This is a genomic window from Sphingomonas sp. 2378 (assembly GCF_038084995.1).
Taxonomy (GTDB): Bacteria; Pseudomonadota; Alphaproteobacteria; order Sphingomonadales; family Sphingomonadaceae; genus Sphingomonas.
In genome coordinates, this window is sequence record NZ_JAXCMJ010000177.1 from 1 (window position 1) to 214 (window position 214).

General features: G+C 59.3%; 1 protein-coding gene. It reads right to left on the reverse strand.

Going from position 1 to position 214, the window contains the following annotated elements:
- Positions 1-149 (reverse strand): transposase (locus tag SM191_RS19825; RefSeq protein ID WP_341507693.1); only part of this gene is annotated, 149 nt, incomplete at its 3' end.
- Between the last annotated feature and the right edge of the window lie 65 nt (positions 150-214).

Genomic DNA, 214 nt, shown 5'->3' on the forward strand with positions numbered 1-214 from the left:
ACCTCCAGGCCGCCGAACTTCGCCTTCCACGCATAGTAAGTCGCGCTCGACATCCCGTGCTTGCGGCACAGCTCCGTCACCACCGCACCCGCCTCGGCCTCCTTCAGGATGCCGATGATCTGCTCTTCCGAAAACTGCTTCCGCTTCATTCCGTCCGTCCCTTTAAGGAGACGGTCTCTACTTCCAGTTGGATGAAGAAACGGGGGTCACGTCA